Origin of the sequence: Herbaspirillum rhizosphaerae, assembly GCF_046025915.1 — a bacterium.
GTDB classification, from domain to species: domain Bacteria; phylum Pseudomonadota; class Gammaproteobacteria; order Burkholderiales; family Burkholderiaceae_D; genus Herbaspirillum; species Herbaspirillum rhizosphaerae_A.
On record NZ_JAQQFR010000001.1, the window covers coordinates 13,319 to 29,351 of the forward strand.

Genomic DNA, 16,033 nt, shown 5'->3' on the forward strand with positions numbered 1-16,033 from the left:
AAGACAGGAGAAGAAAAAACAGACGTCAAATGGGACAAGGGAAAAGTCAGCGAAGGTGGCGTTGGCGTCATTTTAAGCGCAAGGTGCTGACGATGGGCGCGTGATCTGACAGCGTGGACCACAATCCGCCGCGCATGACCTCTGCCGACTCCACTTCAAACCCGCGCAGATAAATGCGATCCAGCCGCAGCCACGGCATTGATGCCGGAAAAGTGCGTGCCGGCTGCACCACTTGCCGCATGCCGCCGAGCTTGCGCAGATAACCCATCAAACCATGCGGCATGGATTGCTGCTCGAAGACTTCGGTGACACCCAGGCGAATACGCAGAAAATCACTGAGCTTGTTGCCCCAGTCGTTGAAATCGCCGGCGATGATTAGCGGCGCATCCGGCGGCGACGAAGCGCGTACGGCCTCGATCAGCGCGGCCGTCTGGCGATGGCGGCTGCGCGCAAACAAACCCAGATGAATGACATAGCAGTGCACTTCAACGCCTTCGATATTGACCACGCAATGCAGAATGCCGCGTGACTCATAGGCGTGATCAGAAACATCCTGATTACGCGAAGATGCAATCGCAAACCGCGAGAGGAAGGCATTGCCGTGATGGCCATGGTCGTACACCGCGTTCATGCCGTAGGCAACATGATGTGACTCACCGGCGAGATATTCATGCTGGGCCTGCTGCGGCCAATGCGCGGCATGGCGTATGGCGATGCGATCGTGCCGCCCCTGCACTTCCTGCAGGAACAGCAGGTCAGCGTCGAGCTGAGTCAGCGCCTGTTTCAACGCGTGGATGCGCGGGCGTCCGCTAAAGGAGGTGACGCCCTTATGGATATTGTAAGTGGCGATGCGTAACTTCATAGATCGGCAAAACCCCTTGTTGATGTTGCTGTTTATTGGGAGCGATCTGGTCCGGCAGAAATATATTGCGGCAACTGCAGAATCGCCTCTGCATTCGACGGTGAGAAACATTGATCGGCGGCCTCACGATACGGCAACCATTGGTAACGCGTATGCTCGCGCGGCGCCAGCGTCACCGGAATGCCGTGCGGCACCAGCAAGCCGAACACGTGCTCGGTATTGCGCGTAACACCCGGTGCATAGCGATGCCGCCAGACCGGATAAATTTCGTACACGTTGGACAACTGCCAGTCCAGCAGATGATCGCACGGAACCCGATTCGCGGCTGTCGGCGAAACACTGATTTCGTCACTGACCAAGATCCCTGTTTCCTCACCTACCTCGCGCCGGGCAGTTTCTGCCAGCGGCTCATCCAGCGTGTCTTTGGAACCCGTCACCGACTGCCAGTAACCGGCCTTGTCAGTACGTTCGATCAGGAGGACATCGAGTTGTTCGGTGTAAATGACCACCAGGACGGACTCGGGAATTTTAAATGGACGGTTCATTTCTCTTGAGCATGTGACAACGTTGCCAACGCTCATTGTATCGTCAGCGGGGATTCTGCGGTGCGCACAGTCATGCGTCCATCGAGGCCGCACTCTCCTCCACCAGCCAGTTGCGGAAGCTGCGTGCCGCCGCATGCTCGATACGGTCGCGCGGCCACACCGCGTAATAACCGCCACCCAGGCTGGCGCTCGCTTCACAGGCGCGCACCAGCAGGCCTTCGCGCATGCAGGCATCGATCATGTGGCGCCAGGCCAGAACGATGCCGTGCCCCTCCATCGCCAGCTGCAACAATATCGGATATTGATTGGAAAGGATCTGATGCTCGATGCGCACGTCGGCGAGATCGTTCTGCGCCATCCAGTTCTGCCAGGACAACCACTGGCGTTGACCGTCTTCCTGCATGAGCAGAGTTTCCTGCAACAAATCTTTGGGCGTCAGCGTACGTCCGGCAAGATAAGCCGGTGAGCAGACCGGGAAGACTTCTTCATCATACAGCCGCCGCGCCGCCAGGCCCGACGGCGGCCCGTCGCGCAGGAAGTAGATGCCCATGTCGAAATCAGTTTCCGACAAAGCGGCCAGGCTGTCGTTGACGATCAGCCGCAGATGGCACTCCGGCTGCAGCGCCCGGAAGCGCGCCAGACGCGGCGTCAGCCACAGCACCGCAACGCCGGAAGAACAGGCGACGGTGAGTTCGCTGTGTCCTTTGCGCTTCATGATGTCTTCAGTAACCTCGGCGCAACCGACCAGCAGGCGCTGCACTTCTTCGGCGTAGCGCTGGCCGCTGACGGTCAGCCGCAGGGCGCGCGGCTCGCGGATGAATAACTTCTTGCCGAGGAAACGTTCGAGCTGCGCGATCTGGCGGCTGATGGCGCTCTGCGTCAGATGCAGCTCTGCCGCGGCGCGCGTGAAGCTACTGTGCCGCATGGCAGCCTCAAACGCGATCAGCGACGGTAAAGGAGGAAGTGGAGAAATACGCATGATGGGGTCCGTGATCGAACAAGGGACAAAGAAACAAACTACTCAGAACCCCATCATAGAGCGAAAAGCGTGCCCGGCAGGCACCGAATGACATACTGCTCAAAACCGGCTCAGGTACGACTCAAATACTGCTGCGATGCAGATAGCCGCCTTGCATGACCAGCGACAGATGCTCGCCCTGGCCTGCCAGCAAGTGGATGTCGTCGAGTGGATTGCCATTGACCACGATCAGGTCGGCGCGCGCACCGGCACGGACAGTGCCCAGTTCGCCCTCGCGTTGCAGGATGGCAGCAGCGATCGAGGTCGCCGAACGGATCGCTTCCAGGTTGCCGAGAATCTCCGCGCGGATGACGAACTCCTGCGACTGATCCTGATGCATCTCGCCCAGCAGATCGGAACCGAAGCCCATCTGCACGCCGTGCTCGGCATAAATCTTCAGCGAATCGCGACCGGCCTGACGCACCGATTCGATCTTGGCGACCGAATCTGCGGGCAAGCCAAGACGCGCACCATCGCGCGCCAGCGAGTCGTACGTCACCAGTGTCGGCACCACGAAGGCGCCATGCTCATGCATGATGCGCGCTGCGTCGGCATCGACCAGATTGCCGTGTTCGATGGTGCGCACGCCGCAACGCACGGCGCGTGAAATGGCGCGTCCGGTGTAGGCATGCGCCATGACGTAAGTCTGTGCAGCCTCGGCCTCGGCAACGATGGCGCGGATTTCATCCTCGCTGTATTGCGTGTTGCCGATCGGATCGGTTGGCGACGCGACGCCACCCGACGCCATGATCTTGATCTGCGTTGCGCCCTTCTGAATTTCTTCACGCGCAGCCAGACGCACGGCATCAACACCGTCCGCCACACGCGCAATCGCACCCGCACGGAAAGCACAGGAGCAAGGCTCCAGCACATCAGAACGCGGACGGAAATCGCCATGGCCCCCTGTTTGCGACAAAGCCTTGCCCGATGGAAAAATCCGCGGACCCGGCACCAGTCCGATGGCGATGGCTTGCGCCAGTCCCCAGTCGGCGCCGCCGGCATCACGTACCGTCGTGAAGCCGCGATTCAACATGGCTTCGACAATCGGCAAGGCGCGAATCGAGGTCAGTGAACCAGGTTGCAATGCATTCGCGCCCAGGTTCGCCAGCGAAGCCAGCACGTGGACATGACAATCGATCAGGCCGGGCATGACGGTCTTGCCGCTGACATCAATACGCCTAGCGTCAGGCGCATCGATCGGTGTCGACGACACATCGATGATGCGATCGTTTTCAATCAGAACATCGTGGCGCAGCAGCAAACTGCCGTGGGCCGGATCAAGGACGTTGCCGCCCTGCAGGAGAATCTTGGTCATGGAAAATTAAATTTAAGCTTGTTGCAAATACGATGGCTCACGCACGAAACGGGTGCCGACCAGACTGATGGCGGCGGCGATCATGACGTAGAACGCCGGCGCCATGGTGCTGCCCGTTGCCGCGATCAGCCAGGTGATGAAGAACGATGCGAAACCGCCGAAAATGGTCACCGCCAGGTTGTAGGCAACCGACAAACCGGTCGACAGCACCTTCGCTGGGAACAGTTCAGAGAATGCCGCCAGAATCGGGCCGGTGTAGGTCGCAATCAGGATGCCGAACACCAGTTGGAAAATCAGCAACGAGAACAGACCCGGCGCCGCGTTGATATAAGCGAACATCGGATAAGCCAGCAGCAGAATCAGCAGCGCTGCACCGGACAACAATCCGCGGCGACCGAAACGGTCAGCGATGCGGCCGACGATAGGCGCAAACACCATGATGCACAGACCACCCACCATGCCGGCGATGAAACCGGTCGACTGCGGTAGCTTCAGCACCTTGATCGAGTAAGTCGGCATGTAGAACAACAGCACGTAGGTACAGACGGTCCACAGGATCACCATGGAAAAGCTCGCCAGCGTTTCGCGCGGGAAGTTGCTGATGATTTCCTTGAGCGGCGAATCGGTCTTGTCCTTGGCTTCAAGGAAAGTGGGTGTTTCATCGAGATGATGACGGATGTAATAGCCGACCGGGCCGATGATGATGCCCAGCAGGAAAGGCAGACGCCAGCCCCAGCTTGCCAGCGCCTCAGGGCTGAGGCTGCTGGTGACAAAGGTACCGACTGCAGCACCCAGCAACACGGCCACGCCGATGCTGGCCTGGATCCAGCTGGAATAAAACGCGCGTTCCTTGACCGGTGCGTACTCGGTGAGGAAGGCGGTGGCGCTGCCCATTTCGCCGCCTGCGGAGAATCCTTGCAGCAAGCGCGCGACCACGATGATCAGGGGAGCAAACAGGCCGATCTGTTCATACGTTGGTGCCAGACCGATCAGCGTCGTGCCGGCCGCCATCAGCAAAATCGTCAGTGATAAAGCTGCCTTGCGACCCACGCGGTCAGCATAGATGCCGAGCAAGATACCGCCGACCGGACGCATGAAGAAGCCCACGCCGAAAGTCGCCACCGCCAGCAATAGCGAAGTCAGCTCGTTACCGGTCGGGAAAAATAGTTTGGCGATGATGACGGCAAAGAAGCTGTAGACGGTGAAGTCGAACCACTCGAGTCCGTTGCCGATCACAGTGGCGACAATCGCTCGTCGTCGTTGGTCGCCGCTGACAGCAACCGGTGCAGCAGCATAAGCAGTATTGGTTTGCATGATCTCCCCCCTTAGATTGAACACATGGACATGCGTTGGATAATAGGGTCAGCAAGAAGCAAGCCGGAAATGATATCTGCGCATGTTGCCATGCTTGCAGCGCATGCATGCGTAAAAGATTTATATCCAATCGCCATGCCGGCTTCACCGATGCGCAGACCCAGGGCTGCTCACAGCAACGCATGCCGAGGCGCGAACAGGTGGCAACAACAAAAAAACGCGGACGTAAAAAAAGGCGCAATGCATTGCTGCATGCGCCTTCTTTTTTATCCGCGCCAATCAGGGCCAAGGCGCGGACGGTATTGCCAGACTTAGGCCTTGATCACAGGCTCCGCATTGCGCAGACGAATATGCAATTCGCGCAGTTGCTTCTCGTCGACCGCCGACGGTGCTTGTGTCAGCAAATCTTGCGCGCGCTGGGTCTTCGGGAAAGCGATCACGTCGCGGATCGATTCAGCACCGGCCATCATGGTCACCAGACGATCCAGACCGAACGCGATACCACCGTGCGGAGGCGCGCCGTATTGCAACGCGTCCAGCAGGAAGCCGAATTTCAGGCGTGCTTCTTCATCGTTAATCTTCAGTGCGCGGAACACCTTGCTCTGTACATCGGCGCGATGGATACGGACCGAACCGCCACCCATTTCCCAACCGTTCAGCACCAGGTCATAGGCCTTGGCAATGGCTGCTGCCGGGTTGGTCGAAATGAAATCTTCGTGACCATCCTTCGGCGAAGTGAACGGGTGATGCAGCGCGACCCAGCGTTGGTTGTCTTCGTCGTATTCGAACATCGGGAAATCAACCACCCACAGCGGACGCCAGACGTCGTCGAACAGGCCATTCTTCTTGCCGAAATCGCTGTGACCGATCTTCACGCGCAGCGCGCCGATTGCATCGTTGACGACCTTGATCTTGTCGGCGCCGAAGAAAATCAGATCGCCGTCTTGCGCGCCGGTCTTTTCGACGATGGCGGCCAGAGCTGCGTCATGCAGGTTCTTGACGATCGGCGATTGCAAACCGTCACGACCCTTGGCTTTTTCATTGACCTTGATGTACGCCAGACCCTTGGCGCCGTAGATGGCGACGAACTGGGTGTAGGCGTCGATTTCCGAACGCGGCATTTCTGCGCCGCCAGGCACGCGCAGACCGACCACACGGCCGCCTTCGCTGTTGGCTGCGCCGGCGAAGACCTTGAAATCGACATCCTTCATGACGTCGGTCAGTTCGGTGAATTCCAGCTTGACGCGCATGTCCGGCTTGTCCGAACCGTACATGCCCATCGCTGTCGCGAAGTCCATGACCGGGAACGGGTCCGGCAGGTCGATGTCGAGCACGTTCTTGAAGACCAGACGAATCATGCCTTCGAACAGATCGCGGATTTCCTGTTCGTTCATGAACGAGGTTTCGCAATCGATCTGGGTGAATTCAGGCTGACGGTCAGCGCGCAGATCTTCGTCGCGGAAGCACTTGGTGATCTGGTAGTAACGGTCAAAGTTGGCGACCATCAGCAGCTGTTTGAACAGCTGCGGTGATTGCGGCAGCGCGAAGAATTCGCCGGCGTTCACGCGCGACGGCACCAGATAATCGCGGGCGCCTTCCGGTGTCGACTTGGTCAGCATCGGTGTTTCGATATCGATGAAGCCTTGCGCGTCGAGGAACTTGCGCACTTCCATCGCGACCTTGTAACGCAGGCGCAGGTTGTTTTGCATTTGTGGGCGACGCAGATCCAGCACGCGGTGTGTCAGGCGTGTGGTTTCCGACAGGTTGTCGTCGTCCAGCTGGAACGGTGGCGTGACCGATGGGTTCAGCACTTCCAGTTCATGCGCCAGCACTTCGATCTTGCCCGACTTCAGGTTGGTGTTGCCAGTGCCGTCAGGACGGTTACGCACAACGCCGGTGATGCGCAGGCAGAATTCGTTGCGCACGGCTTCAGCGTTCTTGAACACGTCGGCACGATCAGGATCGCAGACGACTTGCACCAGGCCTTCGCGGTCGCGCAGGTCGATGAAAATCACGCCGCCGTGGTCACGACGACGATGCACCCAGCCGCACAGGCTGACAGTTTGGCCGAGCAGTGCCTCAGTGGTGAGGCCGCAGTATTGAGTTCGCATGGACATATTCAGGTTCCGTTATTCCGATTTTCAGTTTCGTTTGATTCAGTTTTTGTGTTCTTGTGTGTTCTTTAGTGCTGGCGGGCGAAGGCGGGGCAGAACAGCGCGGTCATGATGATGACTCCGTGGCGCTGAACGCCCCGTCAATTATGCTTGGCCGCATCGGCGGCGATATCCGTGATGATCTTCTTGTCTGCTTGCATCTCCGGCGCGACAACCCCCATCGAGACGATGTACTTGAGCGCTTCGTCCACGCTCATGTCCAGCTCGACGGTATCGGCGCGCGGCACCATCAGGAAAAATCCTGAGGTCGGGTTCGGCGTGGTCGGCACGTACAGGCTGACGTAATCGCCTTGCAGGTGGTTCTTCACTTCGCCGCCGGGCACACCGGTCAGAAAAGCGATAGTCCACGAACCCTGGCGCGGATACTGCACCAGCACCGCCTTGCGAAACGCATTGCCGGACGACGAGAACAGCGTGTCGGATACTTGCTTGACGCTGGAGTAGATCGACTTGACCACCGGAATACGGGTCAGCAAACCTTCCCACAACGACACCACCTGACGGCCGATGAAGTTGCGCGTGGCCAGCCCGGTAAAGAAGATGATCAGCAGCGTAAGGATGGTGCCGAGGCCGGGAATGCGGAAACCGACCAGTGCTTCAGGCCGCCAGCTTACCGGCAGCAGCAGCAGCGACTGGTCCATGGTGCTGATGATCAGATTTAGCACCCACACCGTGATTGCCAGCGGGACAAGGATCAGCAGACCGGTGATGAAGTATTTGCGCATGGGATGGGTTTTCGCGGTTTTGCTCAAGAAGCGCTCGGCGTACTTGGAGTGCTGGGGGCACTCGGCGTACTCGAAGCAGCAGGAGCGGCGGCCGGTGCAGCAGTTGTGGAAGCAGCTGGCGCAGGAGTGCCGCCTGTGGCGTCAGAAGACGCAGGCGCTTCGCTTGCAGGCAAGGCCGTGCCGGTCGCGCCGGTACTGTTGGCGACACCGCTGCCATTGCCGCGGAAATCGGTCACATACCAGCCCGCACCCTTGAGCTGGAAGCCGGCGGCGGTCAGTTGTTTCTTGAAGCTGTCCTTGTTACAGGACGGGCAAACGGTCAACGCGTCGTCAGACATCTTTTGCAGCACATCTTTGGCAAAACCACACGCTTCGCAGCGATACGCGTAAATCGGCATAAATTACTCCGGCAAAAATCGTCCAAAACCCTGAATTATAAAGGTTTTTCAGGCATTTTTACGAGTCCGCCGCAAGTCAGGCCCGTCAAGGCCGGACAAGGAGCTCTGCAGGCATTCCAAAAAGCAACAAATGCCATTGATTATTGTGAAATGAGGAAAAAACTAGGCTTCGCTGCGGGATTGTTCCAGAGTCTGCAAGAAACTGCGGCACCACCAGTGCACATCGAACTCACGAATCCGTGCCAGCAAGGCAGCATGGCGCTCCTTGCGCTCCTCCAGCGGCATCTGCAAGGCGTGCTGGATCGCCTGTGCCGTACCGTGCGTATCGTAGGGATTGACCAGCAAGGCTTCTTTCATCTGCTCGGCGGCGCCGGCAAAACGCGACAGCACCAGCACGCCGGGATCCTCCTCGTCCTGAGCGGCGACGAATTCCTTGGCGACCAGATTCATGCCGTCGCGCAGCGGCGTCACCAGCGCTACCGCGCAGGCACGGTACAAACCCGGCAGGCGTTTGCGCGCGACGGTGCGGTGCATGTAACGAATCGGCATCCACTCGAAATCACCGTAATCGCCGTTGATGGAGCCGCACAGGCTTTCCAGTTCGCGCTGGATGTCGGCGTAGGCGTCGACGTCTTCACGGCTCGGCGAGGCCACTTGCAGCAGCGTTGCGCTGTGACGGTTTTCCGGATACTGCTGCAGCAACTCGCGGAAGGCGCGGATGCGATGCGGCAACCCCTTGGAGTAATCGAGCCGGTCGACGCCGATCAGCAAGCGTCGCCGCGAGTATTCCTTGCGCGTGGTCTCGAAGGTTTCGCGTGCTTCGCGGGCACAGCCGAGACGTTGAAAGTCCTCGACATCGATCCCGATCGGGAAAGCCTTGGCCTGCACCGTACTGTTGAAGGCGCGGAACTGGCTGACCCCGACGGTCTCAGCGGTGGCTTCGGCTTTGACGTAGTGTGAAAAGTGCAGCAGATCGGCCTCGGTCTGAAAGCCGACCAGATCGTAAGCAAACAAGGCGCGCATCAGCCATTCATGCGAAGGAATCGCTGCCAAGATTTGTTGCGGCGGCAGCGGAATGTGGAGGAAGAAGCCGATGCGGTTGCCGCAACCCATGGCGCGCAATTCTGCCGCCAGCGGAATCAGGTGATAGTCGTGAATCCAGATCAGGTCGTCGGGCTTGAGCAAGGCCATCAGCTTGCGCGCGAACAATTGGTTGACCCGACGATAGCCGCCCAGATGACCGGATTCGAAATGCGCCAGATCGAGCCGGTAATGGAACACCGGCCACAACACGCCGTTGGCATAGCCGCGGTAGTAAGCATCGTGATCTTCGGCGCACAAATCGAGTTCGGCCAGCGTGACGGAACCGGCCTGGCTGACATGCAAGGCGCCTTCACCAGGCGTGCCGTCTTCGACAACCTTGCCGCTCCAGCCGAACCAGACGCCACCGGTACGTTTGAGGGTTTCGCCCAGTGCCACCGCCAGTCCCCCGGCCGCCGGCTTGCGCGGATCAGCGAGACGATTTGAAACTACGACGAGGCGGGACATGGTGGAACTCCTTTTTTGTTGTGTTGGACGGATAGAAACGAAGACGGCGGGAATATATGCATAGGCAAACGCGCGTCAGATCACGCTCTCCCACGATGCTGACAAGCGCATCGCGCAATTGATGATCCCGACCATCGAATAAGTCTGCGGGAAATTGCCCCACATCTGGCCGGTGACCGGATGCGTGTCTTCGGACAACAGGCCAACATGATTGCGTGCGGCCAGCATGGCCTCGAAAATTTCACGCGCCTGCTCCTTGCGGCCGATGCGAGCCAGTGCATCGATGCGCCAGAAGGTGCAGATGTTGAAGGCGGTTTCGGGACGACCGAAATCATCCGGCGCTTCGTAACGGCGCATGTAAGGGCCGTCGCACAGATATTTTTCCAGCGCGTCGACAGTCGCGATAAAGCGCTTGTCGGTCGGCGAAATCAGGCCGACCTCCACCATCAGCAAGACGCTGGCGTCGAGGTCACGGCCACCGAAGCTTTCGGCATAGGTCTGACGTTCTTCATTCCAGGCTTCGGTCAGGATGCGCTTGCCGATCATGTCGGCACGCTCGATCCAGTAGGTGGCGCGATCAGTCAACTCCAGCCGTACGGCGATTTTGGCGAGCCGGTCGCAGGCCGCCCAGCTCATCAGCGCCGACGAAGTATGAATGCGCGAGCGCGTGCGCAACTCCCACATACCGGCGTCGGGGCGGTCGTACATTTCAAAGGCGCGCTCGCCGACGGCTTCCAGATGTTTGAACTGTTCAATGCCGGCGCGGTGATGCAGACGAACATCGTGGAAAGCCTGCGCGGCCCCGAGGATGATGTTGCCGTAGACGTCATGCTGGAAATGCTCGTAGGCCTGATTGCCGACGCGCACCGGCGCATGATGGCGATAGCCGGGCAAGTGATCGAGGATCTGTTCCGGCAAGGCTTCTTCGAGACCGATGCCGTACAGTGGCTGCACATGGCCGCCGGCCGAGCGCACCACGACATTGGTGAGCCAGCGCAGATAGTCTTCCATGGTGCCAAGTTCTGAGATGCTGTTCAGCGCACGCACCACGAAGAAGGCGTCGCGCAGCCAGCAATACCGATAATCCCAGTTACGCGCGCTGCCCGGCGCTTCCGGCACGCTGGTGGTCATGGCGGCGATGATCGCGCCGGTATCTTCGTACACCGACATCTTGAGCGTGATGGCGGCGCGGATGACGGCGGCTTGCCACTCCAGCGGTGTGGCGAGACTGCGGCTCCAGTTGCGCCAGTAGGTGACGGTTTCCTGTTCAAAGCTGCGTGCGGTGTCGCCGATACCACCGGTCAGCGTTTCATCGGGACCGAGCAAGAAGTTGAACGGGCGGCTGATGACGAAAGCGGTTTCATCGAGCAGATAACTGATGGGTGCGTCGGTGTTGAGGCGCAGGATCATTTCCGAACCGACGTAGCGCACGTGATTGCTGCCGCGCGTAATTTCCGGCACCTCACGTCCCCAGTCAAAACGCGGACGCAGCAGCACGCGCAGGCGCGGCGCGCCGTTCAGCGGCAGCACGCGGCGCACCAGTGTCTGCGGCCGGAAGAAGCGGCCCCGGCTCGGAAAACGCGGAGCAAAGTCGGTGATCTCGACGCCCTGCCCCAGCGTGTCGTAGAGACGCGTTTTCAGCACGGCCGTATTCGGCTCGTACCACTGCTCGCTGTGGGAAAAATTCTCCAGCTCGAAACTCCACAAGCTGCCATTCTCACCAGGATCAAGCAAGGCATTGAAGACCGGATCGCCGTCGAATCGCGGCAGACAACACCAGACGACACGACCGAGCTTGTCGATCAGCGCGCTGTAAGAACAGTTACCGATGACGCCGAGATCGAGGGATGAAGTGGAAGGCCGGTCGCCGTCGTTGCTGACGCCGGTCGAGGTGTCGTTACTGGGAGTGTCGATGGATGACGGTGATGATGTGGATGACATGCTCATGCGGCCTTTCCTCTCTTTACTCTTTTTGTTGTTGCCCGGATGTCATGACCGGCGTGCTTGACTGCGCGGCGCCAGCTAGCTGATTCGACTTCGGGTGCGCGAAAAAATGTTCCTGTTAACAATGCCTAAGAACGCCGGTCGACAGCTTTCAGCGCCTGCTCCAGCCATTGATGCAGAGCGGCCGGGTTATCCAGCCGCATGTTCGCCTTGCTCGGCCCTTCGCCGATCTTGATGCCGAAGCCGCCGCCGTGCGACTGTACCCAGTCGAAGCCTGCCTCATCGGTCACGTCGTCGCCGACGAATACCGGACGGCGTCCGGCAAACGGTGCTTCACGCATGAAGGACGCAATGGCATCCCCCTTGTCGGCCAGCGCCGCTTTGGCTTCCACCACCATCTTGCCGCGCAGGACGGTAAAACCGGGCACGCGCGAGACGGCGTGATTCATGGCTTCGATACAGGTCTCTTCCAGATGCGGTGCCTTGCGATAGTGCAGCGCCAACGCGCCGCGCTTGGGTTCCAGCAACAGCCCGGGATGGCGCGCCACCAGCGGTGCCAGACGTTCCATCAGGCGAGCCGTGTCGGGCGCAGACAGTTGAATCAAGCGTCCCGATGCGTCGCGCCTTTCCAGCCCGTGCACCCCAGCAGCAGGCAGGTGGAGTGGCGCCAGATAATGGTCGAGCTGCACCACCGGACGACCGCTGACCACTGCCAACGCGCCATGCGAGAGTTCTTGGAGCCGCTGCAACATTTCGATCAGATCCGGAGCAGGCACCACGCTGTCGGGCTCGGGAGCCAGGTTCACGAGGGTGCCGTCGAAGTCGAGAAACAATGCATCCGCGGCAAAGTCGTATTCATGAATTTGCAAAGACATGCTTTATGAGGTCGATTTAATACCGATTAGTTCCAATTGGTTTTTCGACAATAAAGTCGTCTTTGAGCGACAACTTTCCCTGAGAAAACGCAAATGAAAAACGCGAGGCGGCCGGAGCGAAAAGACCGGATGGATGCTGCTGAAAGAAGGGAAATACTGAAGAGCCGGGCCGCTCGGCGATTCGCCTGGTCATGCAAAAAATGCGAATCACCCGAGGGTGAGGAAGAGGATGTAATCAGTTGTGCACGAGCGACTCAGGTTTGTCTATCGGCGTTGCGTGAAGTGACTTATGAGTGAGTGTCTTACACCACTGACAAGCTTTTTTCACTGCTTGCATTGCTAGATTGCTTGCCTGATTAGCGCGTTCTATTGCTGACACTAACCAGGCAAGCAGGATCAACTTAGCTGCTCTGACCGTCGGTGCTCAATGCAGCTTGCGCCGGTACCTGAGGAATTGGCGCCACCAGTTGCGGCATCAGCGAACCAACCACCATGCCGCCGATGCTCATGAGCAAACCGACCAGCTGCGGCGGCCACATGCCTTCCGGCGCGGCGTATTCCAGCGTGATCCATGAGACCAGACCGAGGATCATCGCGGCCAACGCACCCTGACGCGTCGCGCGCTTCCAGTAGACGCCGAACGCCAGCGGCGTAAAGGCAGCAACCAGCGTCACCTTATAGGCGTTTTCGACCATCTGATAAATGCTGGACTGGCTGTTCAAGGCCAGCGAGGTCACGGCGATGGTGAAGATCAGCACCACCACGCGCATGGAGAACAGGAATTCCTTGTCGCTCTTCCATGGACGGATTTCCTTGATCACGTTTTCGGTGAAGGTTACCGACGGCGCCAGCAAGGTCGCGCTGGCACAGCTCTTGATCGCCGACAGCAACGCACCGAAGAACATGACCTGCGCAAACACCGGCATCTTTTCCATGATCAGCGTCGGCAGCACCAGTTGCGAATCGGTTTCCAGCAGACGGGCAACCATGGCGGGATCAATCAGCGTCGCCGAGTACGCCAGGAAAATCGGGATGAACACAAACATGAAATAGATCACACCGCCGAGAATAGAGGCATTACGCGCGATCTTTTCATTCTTCGACGACATCACACGCTGGAACACGTCCTGTTGCGGAATCGAGCCGAGCATCATAGTTATCCAGGCGGCAAAGAACCACAGCACCTCCTTGGGCGTGGGGGAAGGCCAGAAGTTGAATTTGCCGGCATCCGCCGCATGCTGGATCACGACCGCCGGTCCACCGACCATGCCGGAGACTTCCCAACCGATATACAGCATGCCGACCACGACGATGATCATTTGCAGGAAGTCGGTGATCGCCACCGCCCACATGCCGCCCATGAGCGTATAGATCAGCACGCTGGCTGCGCCGATGATCATGCCCCAGTGCATCGGGATGTAGCCGCCCGAGACCACACTGAACACCAGGCCCAGCGCCTTGATCTGCGCCGCCACCCAGCCGAGGTAAGAGATTACGATGCAGATCGTCACCAGCATTTCTGCGGCGCGGCCAAAACGCTTCTTATAGTAGTCGCCGATGGTCAGCAGATTCATGCGGTACAGCGGCTTGGCGAAGAACACGCCGACCAGGATCAGACACAGTGAGGAGCCGAAGGGGTCGGCAACGATACCGCCGAGACCTTCTTTGAGGAAAGTCGACGAGACGCCCAGCACCGCTTCCGAACCGAACCAGGTCGCGAACACTGTCGCCGTTACCACCGACATCGGCAGCGAACGGCCGGCCACGGCGAAGTCCTTGCCGCTCTTGACGAACTTGGTTGCGTAAAGGCCGATACCAACTGAAATCACCCAATAAAGTATGACGAACCAGATCAGGGCATTCATGCAATTTCCTTACGCAAAAGGGCTTTGAAAAAGGCCCGGAAAGTGGGAGGGCTAGTGGGCGAAAACGCGCATTATAACGGCAGGAAGCCGTATCGGGAGCGTCTTCTGATGTGGATGCAAATTCCGCACCCGCCTGCCTTCCCTGCCCTGCTCTATCCTCCCCCGTTACGCGTGCGTCAGGAAGGCCGCGCCGCTTTACAGCATGTGGTACGGCCGATCCGACGAAGGAATAGTTTGACGAATAGCTGACAAATCGATGAATCGATGGCCAGGTGATTTGACATCAGGGTTAGTTAACCCTAAGCAACTTCATCTTGATCAGACCCATGTCGATGACTGCAGTGTCTTTGTCAAGCATGGTGACGATCAGGCCTTGGGTGCCACCGCCCTCTTCCGGCCAGATTTTGACGGTGTTGCCGTCGCTCTCAAAGCGCGCCTTGATGACCGTGCCGCCCTCGATCATCTGATCACTGGTGAACTCGAAATTGACCATGCCGCTTTGCTCGCGCCATTTGCCCACTAGCGGATGGCCACCGAAAGAGAACCAGCGCTTGATCTTGCTGAAGATGCCGCCGCTGGACGATGCTGCCGCATCCCGGCCGAGGCGTGAGCTCTCGCTGCCGAACGGATTAAAGCCATTGCTGAACTCTGTACGCCTGAGCAGGGACGCATCCTGACTAACCTTCCATTTGCCGTCGACTAGCGTCACCGGCATGTTCAACTGCATGCTTGTCTTGCTGGTCTTTTGCAGGATCTCGTCACGCTGAGACGACTGTTTCAGCCAGGGCGCTTCGTCCTTGATCTCCAGCTGGGCGCGCGCTATGGCGACGCTACGCTCGCCGTTCTTCTGCACCTGATCAAAACCGGAAACCGTCGTCACCTGCACACTGTTGCCCAGACAAAGACGATTATTTCTGATCCAAGGTTTTCCCGCTTCGGTGAGTGCATAGACATACTGGTTCTGCACGAAAAATCCGGTAGTGCTGCGCACCACTTGGGCCGGTGCATACACACCGCTTTCAGCCAGCGCATCCATCCATTTTTTGGTGAAAGCGTCATATTCAGCCACCCGGATCGAGTCACCCTGATAGCGCATGTTAGTGACACAGAGCAGGTTCTCACGTGCGCCCGCGTTGTCGGCCAGATAGCCCTCCATGGCACGTTTGAAACTGGCTTCGGAAGGGGATTCCGGCGCCAGCCATACCGCCAGTCCACCACCAGCAACCAACAAAACTGCGACGATGCCGGCACCGATTGCCAGCTTGCGCCTGGTCAATCCAGGCGGCACGACGGCCGCATGAAATTCTTCCTGAGCAGCAAGCGTCACAGGAGCGCCTGCGGGCGTCGCGAACACTGCTGCCTTCAGCGGCGTTCCGCATTCTTCGCAGAACCGGGCGGTGTCCAGATTGGAAACACCGCATTGCGTACAAAAGCGCGCCATGTCTGTCCT

13 protein-coding genes are annotated in these 16,033 nt (G+C 58.8%); all 13 read right to left on the minus strand.

Going from position 1 to position 16,033, the window contains the following annotated elements:
- Positions 1–67 precede the first annotated feature (67 nt).
- Positions 68–862, minus strand: coding sequence for an endonuclease/exonuclease/phosphatase family protein (locus PQR63_RS00055; RefSeq protein ID WP_408164597.1), 795 nt, complete (start codon positions 860–862; stop codon positions 68–70).
- Between the two features lie 32 nt (positions 863–894).
- Positions 895–1,407 carry a dihydroneopterin triphosphate diphosphatase gene (nudB, locus tag PQR63_RS00060; protein WP_408164599.1) on the minus strand — a complete coding sequence of 171 codons (513 nt, stop codon included), beginning with the start codon at positions 1,405–1,407 and terminating at the stop codon, positions 895–897.
- A 70-nt stretch (positions 1,408–1,477) separates the two neighbouring features.
- Positions 1,478–2,386: a LysR substrate-binding domain-containing protein gene (locus PQR63_RS00065; RefSeq protein WP_408164601.1), complete on the minus strand. Its 909-nt coding sequence runs from the start codon at positions 2,384–2,386 to the stop codon at positions 1,478–1,480.
- 121 nt (positions 2,387–2,507) lie between these two features.
- The gene (locus tag PQR63_RS00070) at positions 2,508–3,740 is read right to left on the minus strand and encodes a metal-dependent hydrolase family protein (protein WP_408164602.1); all 1,233 of its coding nucleotides are present in this window, start codon (positions 3,738–3,740) and stop codon (positions 2,508–2,510) included.
- A 12-nt stretch (positions 3,741–3,752) separates the two neighbouring features.
- Positions 3,753–5,054 (minus strand): MFS transporter, encoded by a 1,302-nt coding sequence (locus tag PQR63_RS00075; RefSeq protein ID WP_408164603.1) that lies wholly within the window; start codon positions 5,052–5,054, stop codon positions 3,753–3,755.
- A 311-nt stretch (positions 5,055–5,365) separates the two neighbouring features.
- Complete coding sequence (gene aspS, locus PQR63_RS00080) at positions 5,366–7,171, minus strand: aspartate--tRNA ligase (RefSeq protein ID WP_408164605.1); 1,806 nt, start codon at positions 7,169–7,171, stop codon at positions 5,366–5,368.
- A gap of 137 nt (positions 7,172–7,308) precedes the next feature.
- Positions 7,309–7,953 carry a DUF502 domain-containing protein gene (locus PQR63_RS00085; RefSeq protein WP_408165338.1) on the minus strand — a complete coding sequence of 215 codons (645 nt, stop codon included), beginning with the start codon at positions 7,951–7,953 and terminating at the stop codon, positions 7,309–7,311.
- Positions 7,954–7,976: 23 nt separating this feature from the next.
- The gene (locus tag PQR63_RS00090; RefSeq protein ID WP_408164607.1) at positions 7,977–8,351 is read right to left on the minus strand and encodes an FmdB family zinc ribbon protein; all 375 of its coding nucleotides are present in this window, start codon (positions 8,349–8,351) and stop codon (positions 7,977–7,979) included.
- A gap of 162 nt (positions 8,352–8,513) precedes the next feature.
- Positions 8,514–9,899, minus strand: a complete 1,386-nt coding sequence (gene otsA, locus PQR63_RS00095) for an alpha,alpha-trehalose-phosphate synthase (UDP-forming) (protein WP_408164609.1) — start codon at positions 9,897–9,899, stop codon at positions 8,514–8,516.
- 75 nt (positions 9,900–9,974) lie between these two features.
- The gene (locus PQR63_RS00100; RefSeq protein ID WP_408165340.1) at positions 9,975–11,840 is read right to left on the minus strand and encodes a glycoside hydrolase family 15 protein; all 1,866 of its coding nucleotides are present in this window, start codon (positions 11,838–11,840) and stop codon (positions 9,975–9,977) included.
- A gap of 131 nt (positions 11,841–11,971) precedes the next feature.
- Positions 11,972–12,718 carry a trehalose-phosphatase gene (gene otsB, locus PQR63_RS00105; protein ID WP_408164610.1) on the minus strand — a complete coding sequence of 249 codons (747 nt, stop codon included), beginning with the start codon at positions 12,716–12,718 and terminating at the stop codon, positions 11,972–11,974.
- Positions 12,719–13,119: 401 nt separating this feature from the next.
- A complete protein-coding gene (locus PQR63_RS00110) occupies positions 13,120–14,583 on the minus strand; it encodes a high affinity choline transporter 1 (RefSeq protein ID WP_408164612.1) in 1,464 nt (487 codons plus the stop codon).
- A 289-nt stretch (positions 14,584–14,872) separates the two neighbouring features.
- Positions 14,873–16,024 (minus strand): zinc-ribbon domain-containing protein, encoded by a 1,152-nt coding sequence (locus PQR63_RS00115; protein WP_408164614.1) that lies wholly within the window; start codon positions 16,022–16,024, stop codon positions 14,873–14,875.
- Positions 16,025–16,033: the final 9 nt, after the last annotated feature.

Bases quoted from the DNA above. Each gene is read 5' to 3' on its own strand.
- PQR63_RS00055 (WP_408164597.1), bottom strand. From the start codon at position 862: ATGAAGTTACGCATCGCCACTTACAATATCCATAAGGGCGTCACCTCC.
- nudB (WP_408164599.1), bottom strand. From the start codon at position 1,407: ATGAACCGTCCATTTAAAATTCCCGAGTCCGTCCTGGTGGTCATTTAC.
- PQR63_RS00065 (WP_408164601.1), bottom strand. From the start codon at position 2,386: ATGCGTATTTCTCCACTTCCTCCTTTACCGTCGCTGATCGCGTTTGAG.
- PQR63_RS00070 (WP_408164602.1), bottom strand. From the start codon at position 3,740: ATGACCAAGATTCTCCTGCAGGGCGGCAACGTCCTTGATCCGGCCCAC.
- PQR63_RS00075 (WP_408164603.1), bottom strand. From the start codon at position 5,054: ATGCAAACCAATACTGCTTATGCTGCTGCACCGGTTGCTGTCAGCGGC.
- aspS (WP_408164605.1), bottom strand. From the start codon at position 7,171: ATGTCCATGCGAACTCAATACTGCGGCCTCACCACTGAGGCACTGCTC.
- PQR63_RS00085 (WP_408165338.1), bottom strand. From the start codon at position 7,953: ATGCGCAAATACTTCATCACCGGTCTGCTGATCCTTGTCCCGCTGGCA.
- PQR63_RS00090 (WP_408164607.1), bottom strand. From the start codon at position 8,351: ATGCCGATTTACGCGTATCGCTGCGAAGCGTGTGGTTTTGCCAAAGAT.
- otsA (WP_408164609.1), bottom strand. From the start codon at position 9,899: ATGTCCCGCCTCGTCGTAGTTTCAAATCGTCTCGCTGATCCGCGCAAG.
- PQR63_RS00100 (WP_408165340.1), bottom strand. From the start codon at position 11,840: ATGTCATCCACATCATCACCGTCATCCATCGACACTCCCAGTAACGAC.
- otsB (WP_408164610.1), bottom strand. From the start codon at position 12,718: ATGTCTTTGCAAATTCATGAATACGACTTTGCCGCGGATGCATTGTTT.
- PQR63_RS00110 (WP_408164612.1), bottom strand. From the start codon at position 14,583: ATGAATGCCCTGATCTGGTTCGTCATACTTTATTGGGTGATTTCAGTT.
- PQR63_RS00115 (WP_408164614.1), bottom strand. From the start codon at position 16,024: ATGGCGCGCTTTTGTACGCAATGCGGTGTTTCCAATCTGGACACCGCC.